Origin of the sequence: Moorena sp. SIO3B2 (genome assembly GCF_010692525.1) — a bacterium.
GTDB classification, from domain to species: Bacteria; Cyanobacteriota; Cyanobacteriia; order Cyanobacteriales; family Coleofasciculaceae; genus Moorena; species Moorena producens.
On the sequence record NZ_JAAHHE010000019.1, the window covers coordinates 70,880 to 78,422 of the forward strand.

At 44.1% G+C, this 7,543-nt stretch carries 8 protein-coding genes; 5 read left to right on the forward strand and 3 right to left on the reverse strand.

The window, feature by feature from the left end; genetic code table 11:
* The first annotated feature begins 50 nt into the window (after positions 1-50).
* Complete coding sequence (locus F6K38_RS06920; RefSeq protein ID WP_287356351.1) at positions 51-1,364, forward strand: aminopeptidase P N-terminal domain-containing protein; 1,314 nt, start codon at positions 51-53, stop codon at positions 1,362-1,364.
* On the opposite strand, the gene F6K38_RS06925 is transcribed toward F6K38_RS06920, so the two are convergent.
* Complete coding sequence (locus F6K38_RS06925; RefSeq protein WP_287250859.1) at positions 1,361-1,510, reverse strand: hypothetical protein; 150 nt, start codon at positions 1,508-1,510, stop codon at positions 1,361-1,363. The two genes, F6K38_RS06920 and F6K38_RS06925, sit on opposite strands and share 4 nt — an antisense overlap.
* A gap of 11 nt (positions 1,511-1,521) precedes the next feature.
* On the opposite strand from F6K38_RS06925, the gene F6K38_RS06930 reads away from it, so the two are divergent.
* On the forward strand, positions 1,522-3,120 hold the full coding sequence (locus tag F6K38_RS06930; protein WP_287356353.1) for a peptide ligase PGM1-related protein: 1,599 nt from the start codon (positions 1,522-1,524) through the stop codon (positions 3,118-3,120).
* Between the two features lie 313 nt (positions 3,121-3,433).
* Here F6K38_RS06930 and F6K38_RS06935 read toward each other — a convergent pair whose 3' ends face one another.
* The gene (locus F6K38_RS06935) at positions 3,434-4,045 is read right to left on the reverse strand and encodes a cysteine dioxygenase family protein (protein ID WP_287356355.1); all 612 of its coding nucleotides are present in this window, start codon (positions 4,043-4,045) and stop codon (positions 3,434-3,436) included.
* A gap of 449 nt (positions 4,046-4,494) precedes the next feature.
* Here F6K38_RS06935 and F6K38_RS06940 point away from each other — a divergent pair, with 449 nt between their 5' ends.
* The 3 genes from F6K38_RS06940 (at position 4,495) to F6K38_RS44090 (ending at position 6,495) form a co-directional block, all read left to right on the forward strand.
* The gene (locus F6K38_RS06940) at positions 4,495-4,686 is read left to right on the forward strand and encodes a hypothetical protein (RefSeq protein ID WP_287250861.1); all 192 of its coding nucleotides are present in this window, start codon (positions 4,495-4,497) and stop codon (positions 4,684-4,686) included.
* Between the two features lie 296 nt (positions 4,687-4,982).
* Positions 4,983-5,504: a plastocyanin gene (gene petE, locus F6K38_RS06945; protein WP_287250863.1), complete on the forward strand. Its 522-nt coding sequence runs from the start codon at positions 4,983-4,985 to the stop codon at positions 5,502-5,504.
* Positions 5,505-6,225: 721 nt separating this feature from the next.
* Positions 6,226-6,495 carry a c-type cytochrome gene (locus tag F6K38_RS44090; RefSeq protein WP_502708083.1) on the forward strand — a complete coding sequence of 90 codons (270 nt, stop codon included), beginning with the start codon at positions 6,226-6,228 and terminating at the stop codon, positions 6,493-6,495.
* Between the two features lie 296 nt (positions 6,496-6,791).
* Here F6K38_RS44090 and F6K38_RS06955 read toward each other — a convergent pair whose 3' ends face one another.
* The gene (locus tag F6K38_RS06955; protein ID WP_008181358.1) at positions 6,792-7,076 is read right to left on the reverse strand and encodes a hypothetical protein; all 285 of its coding nucleotides are present in this window, start codon (positions 7,074-7,076) and stop codon (positions 6,792-6,794) included.
* Between the last annotated feature and the right edge of the window lie 467 nt (positions 7,077-7,543).

Below are 7,543 nucleotides of genomic sequence, written 5' to 3' on the forward strand. Positions count from 1 at the left end.
TGGGCTTGGGCTAAAAAGAAATATAGCAAACAACTAACCAATAACTAAGGATGATTCCACAAACCGAATATAAAGAGCGTCGTGAACAGTTGATGAGTAAGATTGGCAACGGGACCGCAATCTTTCGGAGCGCCCCGGTTGCCATTATGCATAATACTGTGGAATACAATTTCCGACAGGATAGCGATTTTTTTTACTTGACCGGTTTCAATGAACCAGAAGCAGTAATTGTACTAGCGCCCCATCACGAAGAACACCGATTTGTCCTGTTTGTGCAACCGAAAGAACCAGAGAAAGAAGTCTGGACAGGCTATCGGACAGGTGTGGAAGCAGCAAAAGAACAATTTGGAGCGGATGAGACCTATCCGATTACTGAGTTGAATGAGAAGTTACCTCAGTATTTAAAAAAGGCCGATCGAATTTATTACCACTTGGGACGGGATAAACCTTTCAATGATACCATCCTGAAACACTGGCAAAGGTTGATGGGACTTTATCCCAAAAACGGAACCGGACCGATGGCTCTCGAATCGACTAACTTAATTCTCTATGGGATGCGCCGGGTTAAGAGTACTACGGAATTGAAGTTGATGCGTCAAGCTGTGGAAATCTCTGTGGACGCCCATAACCATGCTAGAGCATTTACTCAACCTGGACGTTATGAATATGAAGTGCAGGCAGAGCTAGAACATGATTTTCGGCGACGAGGTGCCATCGGACCGGCTTACCCGAGCATAGTAGCATCTGGGGCCAATAGCTGCATACTACACTATACCGAGAACAATCGACAGATGCAAGACGGGGATTTACTACTGATTGATGCTGGTTGTTCTTATGGGTATTATAACGCTGATATTACTCGGACATTTCCAGTGGGTGGTAAGTTTACCCCAGAGCAGAAAATTCTGTATGAGCTGGTCTTGAAGGCACAGTTGAATGCGATCGCACAAGTTAAACCAGGGAATCCCTTTAATCAGTTTCATGACACGGCTGTGAAAATCCTGGTGGAAGGGTTAATCGATTTGGGACTCCTGGCCGGTGATAGTGAGGAAATTATTAAAGAGAAGAAATATAAACATCTATATATGCACCGCACCGGTCACTGGCTGGGATTGGATGTCCATGACAGTGGAGGGTACAAACAGGGGGAGAACTGGCATATTTTTCAGCCCGGTAATGTAGTAACAGTAGAACCAGGACTTTATATTGGTCCTGATACTGAGCCTTTGGAAGGTCAGCCAGCTATTGATCAGCGCTGGCGCGGGATTGGGATTCGGATTGAGGATGATGTGTTAGTGACTGAGTCAGGGAATGAAGTCTTGACTGCTGGTGTGCCCAAATCCGTAGAGGAGCTAGAGACTTAAGCGATTACAAGCTTTTTCATTCCCGATTCCCGATTCCCGATTCCCGATTCCCGATTCCCTGTTCCCGATTCCCGATTCCCGATTCCCGATTCCCGATTCCCGATTCCCGATTCCCGATTCCCTGGGTGCAGCGCTATAGCTACCATTTTAAAAAACAATGGACAATGTGAATGATTCTTTATCTCGGCAAGAGTCAAAGTTTCAGCAACTACAGCACCAATTACGCGATCGCTGGCAGAGTAGTGATCAATTTGACCAAGACGACCACGATATTCTGGTAGTACCTTCTGTCAGTGTTGACCAACGGGAACTGCTGAAAGTTGAGGGTTTTTTGCACTACGAAGAACGGTTATTATTTTCCCTAATTCGTCTGCGCAACCCTTACACACGGTTAATTTATGTTACCGCTGTGCCGTTGCCACCGATTGTGATTGATTACTACTTGCAGCTTCTGCCAGGAATTCCCTTTTCCCATGCACGCGATCGCTTACTGCTGTTTTCCACCTATGATGCTTCCCTCAAGCCACTTAGCCAAAAGATTCTAGAACGTCCCCGCTTGATGAAGCGGATTCGTCAAGCCTTACGTCCAGGAAAGTCTTACATGTCTTGTTACAACTCTACTAATCTAGAGCGCGAGATATCCTTAAAATTGAACTTACCCCTACTTGCCCCAGACCCAGATTTGCTTTATTGGGGTACCAAGAGCGGTAGTCGGCAAATTTTTGCTGACAGTGGTGTCCCCCATCCCGACGGCAGTGAGTTAGTCTGGACCGTTGATGATTTAGTCGAAGCAACAGCGCAGTTATGGCACAGGCAACCGCAACTGAACAAGATTGTGATTAAACTCAACGAAGGGTTTTCTGGGGAGGGCAATGCTATCTTGGACTTGAAACCACTATCGGAGGTAGGTCCGGGAAATGTTTCCCATACTCAAACAGTAGCGGCTTTGAAAGAAAAGATCGTAAATTTGAGATTTCAAGCTAGTGGGGAAACCTGGGAGAGTTATAGCAGTCGGATACCGCAGTTAGGGGCAATTGCCGAAGCCTTTATTGACGGAGAAAAAAAGCGATCGCCTAGCGTTCAGGCTTATATTACCCCCCATGGCGAGGTCAAGATTCTCTCGACTCACGATCAAATTCTCGGCGGACCAGACGGTCAGATTTATTTAGGTTGTCGATTTCCCGCTGATCCAGGTTATCGCCTACAATTGCAAGATTTGGGACTACGAGTCGGTCAGACCTTAGCGAAAAAAGGAGCAATAGAGCGTTACGGTGTAGATTTTGTTGCGGTTCATCAGCCCGATCGGGATACCTGGGACTTACAAGCCATTGAAATCAACCTGCGCAAAGGCGGTACAACCCATCCCTTTATGACCCTGAAATTCATGACCAATGGTCGCTATGACCTCTCCACTGGTCTTTTTTGCTCTCAAGAGGGTCAACCAAAGCACTATATTGCCACGGACAATTTACAAAAAGATAGTTACAAAGGGTTAATGCCCAATGACTTGATGGATATTATCGCCTACCATCAACTCCATTTTGATAGCAGCACCAAAACTGGCACTGTATTTCACTTAATAGGCACACTCTCTGAATTTGGCAAACTAGGGTTAACTAGCATTGGAGATTCTCCCCAACAAGCAGAAGAAATATATAACCAGGTTGTGAGGGTACTGGATCTAGAAACTAAATCTGACCAGGATGCCAATATCCCAGTTTCCCATCCCAGTATTCCGATTGCTTGGAATAGATAGTAAAGGGAATAGTAGAATTAAGAATGTAGAATTAAAAATGTAGAATTTAGAATTAAAAATTGAGAATGGAGAAGTTTAGGGACTTGCATGTAAAAAAAATACCAATTAAAGTAGGGTGGGCAAAGTTCTCTTATCTAGAAGACTCATTTGAACCAAAATATTTTTGCCCACCCTACAAGCTAAAATCTGGTATTTTATTTTTTGGCTACTCCCCTAGGTGCTAACTTAGCAATTATGACAGACAAACTTCAACATGTTATATTTTTTTAATTCTTAATTCTGAATTATTAATTCTACATTCTCAATTCTTAATTCAAAATATCTTTGCCGTATGGGTTAGTGGATCAAACTCAAATCGCTGGTCGTAGTTGGTTTCTCCATAAATATTAAAGGTAATTGTTGGTTCATCTCCCATTGCTTCCACACTATGGATCCCATCAGAGGTAAAACTAATAATATCTCCAGGGAATAGGATTTTTTCTCCTACTTGTTCGATGCGATCGCGAAAGTCTGGGTCATCAGTACGCCGCCAAAAGGTGTTTTTTTCCTGGCCACTGATCACGGCTACTACTCCCCATGTACCATGGTTGTGAATGGGAGAAACTCTTCCCGGTAACCAGACTACATTTTGGACGGTTAAGGGATAATTGATTTCATCATAAAGCATTTGCACCGACCAGCCTGGGTCAGGGTTAGGTTCAAGATATTCACCCTGTAGCCAGTAGGAACTAGTGAGTAAGCGACGTACCAAAGGACGAATTACTTGGAGCAGTTGGCGCTCATCGTTAATCTGATCGAGAGTATCCTCTAGGTCAGTCAGAAACCGATAGAGTCGATAGGGTTTCGTTGACCATTCCCAGTCACTAGGTATCTCACAGGGTTCACAGTTGCCTTGATTTGTCAGCAACCAATCACTACTTTCCATACAGTTTACCTAAGCAAGGTTTTTGATAGATGTTTTGTAAGCTATCAGCTATCAGCTATCAGCTCTCAGCTCTCAGCTCTCAGCTCTCAGCTCTCAGCTCTCAGCTCTCAGCTCTCAGCTCTCAGCTCTCAGCTCTCAGCTCTCAGCTCTCAGCTTATGCACATAAGCTGACGATGTTTTTAAGTTACATTTCAATTTACATTTGAATTTACGAAAAAAAGCAATCACAAAATTACCCTTGCTTCAGGAGACAGGGCTGTTTTAAAGTCTGACTGAAATTTGACTGCTGGGAAAGCAGCTAAATCGCTACTAGTCATTTCTCAGCTCTTCCTCAGTCATCTCTCAGGTTTCATTCAGTTTCAAGCAATTCATTTTAAGCCATTTCAATTATTACTCATGTACAATGCAGATAAAAATTAACCTTCATTACAGCAAAGGAGGGAATTGCCATGAAAATTAAGTATTTTGCTACTATCGCTGCTGCCTCAATTGTCACTCTAGGACTGGTAACATCCTGTGGTGCTCCCACAACCAATACTACTCCTGGTGAGAGTACTACAGAGCAAGGCAATCCTTGTGCCGGTAAATCCAATCCTTGTGCAAGTAAAAAGAATCCTTGTGCAAGTAAAAAGAATCCTTAATCATGTCCACCTATGATCTCCCGCACCTAAGATACCCTGATCATAGGTGGATTTGCCCCTATTGCTGCTGGTGTGATGGCAGCTTAGCATTTCCCTGGCCATACTAGCAGATTACTTAATTGCTGCCTCGGTGATGTTTGTGCCAGCCGCCCTTCCCTTTACCTGTAGGCTTTCTAAGCCATCTGATCATAATAAGTTTGATCATAAGTTTGACAGCTTGTAATGTGTATGACGAGTTGTCATATAATTGAACCGTTGACAGTCATGGTTCAATTTTTTTTATGAAAAACATAGCATTGAAAAAGCTACTATCACTGCTTGTGGTAACCTTCTGTATCTTGACCTTTACCTATGGTTGCGGTGGCGCAACTACAGCTACTGTTCCTCCAGAAAGCACACCTGCCCCAGCTGCTGAAGTTGCCCAAGAGGCGGAATCCCCAGCGGAACCCGCTGAGATCGCTGAAGAAGAACCTACTCCAGCGGAACCCACGGAGGTGGCTGTAGCACCTGAGCCTGCTGCTGCAGCTGGTGGAGGAACCTACACTATAAAAATGGGTACAGACAATGGGCAACTAAAATTTGAACCAAGTGTTATTACCATCAAAGCAGGGGAAACTGTCAAGTGGGTGATGAACAAAATTGGTCCTCATAATGTTATTGTTGATGGCTATCCATCTCTGAGTCACAAAAACATGTTGATGGCTGCGGGTTCTTCCTATACATCTACGTTTGATGAGCCTGGTACATACTCCTACTACTGTGCCCCCCACCGTGGTGCTGGCATGGGAGGCACAATCATTGTTGAAGCTGAGTCATAGTAGCACTAGGACTAGGGCTGTGGATCAAGACTTCCAGCAATGTCAAAACCACACAGCTTTCACAAGATTAACTATTCTAAGACTTAAGCGATCGCAAATCGTGGTAGTTTAGTTAACTTAAATCAAGACTTACCCAGCAACTATAACCCTAGGGTATGACGTAAGGGCGCACAGTGTGCGCCCTTACTGCGCTTCAAGTCAGGAATAAAGAAGTTTGACAGCTTGTCTTTTGACGGAAAGAAAAACATGATCTGACAATCCTGTATGGACTAGCCCACTTGTTTTTTTTAATCTCATGAGACAAATTGCATTGAAAAAGCTATTATCACTGGTTGTGGTAACGGTCTGTGTGTTGACCTTGACCTATGGTTGCGGTGGCGCAACTACAGCTACTGTTCCTCCAGAAACCACACCTGCCCCAACTGCTGCAGTTACCGAAACCGTGGAATCCCCAGCGGAACCCACTGAGGTGGCTGAGGAAGAAACTACTCCTGCTGAACCTACTGAGGTAGCAGAGGAAGAAACTACTCCTGCTGAACCTACTGAGGTAGCAGAGGAAGAAACTACTCCTGCTGAACCTACCGAAGTAGCAGAGGAAGAAACTACTCCTGCTGAAACTACTGAGGTAGCTGTAGCACCTGAGCCTGCTGCTCCCGCTGAACCAGAAGCAGTAGCAGAGGAAGAAACTACTCCTGCTGAACCTGTCGAAGTAGCTGCAGCCATAGATCCAGCAGCCCTAGCTAAATCAGCACAAGTCTTCGCAGGTAACTGTGCCAGTTGTCATGCGGGTGGCAAGAATTTAATCAATGCCCAAAAAACTCTGAAAAAGGATGCCCTTGAGAAGTATGGCATGTACTCTAAGGACAAGATCGTTTACCAGATCACCAATGGTAAGCCCCCCATGCCAGCCTTCAAAGGTCGCCTAAAACCGGATGTGATTACAGCCCTTGCTGATTATGTGTTGTATCAAGCTGACAATGGTTGGCAGTAGATTGATACAATCGGGTTTATAAACGATTTGTAAAAATCAATCAACCCAAAACATTTGTAGTTAAGGGATTCTGTCTAAGTAATAATTCACAACCTATTTAGAATTCCTAGATTACTAAAGGAATTGAAAGTTTAAGTTAGTGGTTAGTAGTTAGTTGTTGGTGGTAATTTCATTAGCAACTGGCTGCTGACCACTAATTATTTTTTATAGCGCTGCGCTATAGCTGAAGATCTTTTTAACGAAAAAATCAAATCATCAAGGGGTGATAATGATCATCACCCCTTGAGCCCCTAAGATTATTCGTCTTGCTCCATCGGCAGACCTCTATCAAAAAAAATCAAAAATTTCGCATCGGGCATCAACTGTTTCAGAGCCTGGGAATGGCTCTTGGCATCGGAAAGGTTGTCAAACCGAGCGAAAACTAGTGGTGGCATGTGGGGCAATAGCCGAATCATTACCCATCCGTATAGGCGTTGACTATAGCACATAATATAAGTTGTCTCCTGTAAATGGGGATCAAGAGCCAGCCCGACCCGCTTGAACATGTCCGGGCTGGCTCTTCCGTGGAATTTATTCTCCACACTTTTAGTTTACCACAAAAAACATTATATTATAGCATATTTTGAAAATTTTTGTAATAAATTCCTTAGGGAGTCGGGAGTCGGGAATCGGGAGTCGGGAGCGGTGCGACCCTAGGCGAATTTAATTCGCCTAGGTCAAGCGCACCGAGGGAATAGGGAGTCGGGAATAGGGAATAGGGAGTCGGGAGTCGGGAGTGGGGCTATAATTTTAGATTATATTAAGTTTTGTTGGTCAGGATTTGTGATACCGTCTTGGTAGTCGTTAGTAACAAAATCTTAATCACCTATAGCGAACCGGTGTCTGATTGAAACTGCCCTCCTGCGGTTTTCCTTAGGGAGCCTGACCGCAAAGGCATAGCAAACCCATCTTAATTAATAAGCAAAAATCCTCTATATCAAAGGCAACAGGGAGTAGGAAGTAGGGAGTAAAAATTATCACAATTGCTAAAGCGATTGCTATAAGTATC